Origin of the sequence: Vibrio sp. OPT46 (assembly GCF_015163535.1) — a bacterium.
GTDB classification, from domain to species: Bacteria; Pseudomonadota; Gammaproteobacteria; order Enterobacterales; family Vibrionaceae; genus Vibrio; species Vibrio alginolyticus.
This window is the reverse complement of the sequence record NZ_JADDYG010000072.1, coordinates 1-1003: the sequence shown is the minus strand read 5'-3', so window position 1 is coordinate 1003 and position 1003 is coordinate 1. Positions and strand designations below refer to the sequence as shown.

Here is a 1003-nt window from a genome sequence, read left to right as displayed (position 1 = left end):
CGCAAGGGATATTCCGGCTTGGATAATAAGACGAATTTTGAAACTTACATCGTAGTAGTCATCTAATGCGCCGAGCACTATAAGCACAGCCGAACAAGATAAGTAGAGTGATAGGTTGTCATTCATTGGTAGGAACAGAAGGAACCCGACCAGTATAGTAGAGAAAATGGAGATGCCTCCTACAAGGGGTACTACTCCTTGGTGGAGCTTTCTTGCATTGGGTTTATCTACTAGACCTACGCGCTTAGCAACTTTGCGCATAACAAAAAGTAGAACGAACGACAAAATAAATACAAATAAATATGCATTATTCATGGTAGCCAACTGTGTTATTAAATAAGTTTGAGGTAAATCTATAACGCATCCGACTGATTCCCTTTACGGATTCCATTGCATCACAGGTCCGATACTGCTGATTCTTGCTTCGCTCGTATCTAGACACGCCGAACTCTAAGAATGAGCAGGTGATTTTTTGGCGTGACAAAACCACATTAGCCAACGTGGGTTGTAACGCATTGCAAACGCTAATTTCTAATATTGAATATGTAAGTAACTGAGTTCCACCGACACTAGCTCGTGACGGTCATCGGTTCTCAGCCTTTTATAGGCAGGCCAAATACAAAGATGAATACACTAACTAACGGTTTGGGCCGGTAGTTATGTACTTCTATAAACCTAGTATTTGGTTTTGATAGGTATGAGAAATGGAGATTTAAATTGTAACCTATGCCTAACCAACATTTGCTCGCCACTTTGTTAGCTTTGAGCGTCCCTCTGACAAAAGGGAATTACATAAATTTGTAATAGTTCTCGTTTTTTATAAATCAATCTTGCCAGAAATGCACTTAGGTGCTTATTATTATTAAAAATTATCTTGCTTGGTCTCTCTTCTGTTAGGAAAGAGGCCAACAGACGATTTGGGCACGCTACCGCCCCTAGGTCTGGCTCCTAGAAGCAAGTTTTAGACGTAGTGTTTAATGGTTGCGTTTCCAAACAGGAGACG

Annotated in this window: 1 pseudogene; it reads right to left on the bottom strand. The window is 40.7% G+C overall.

The features are described 5' to 3' along the window. Window positions 1–315: pseudogene (locus IQR33_RS32160) on the bottom strand (undecaprenyl-phosphate alpha-N-acetylglucosaminyl 1-phosphate transferase); the annotation flags it as partial. Window positions 316–1003 lie beyond the last annotated feature (688 nt).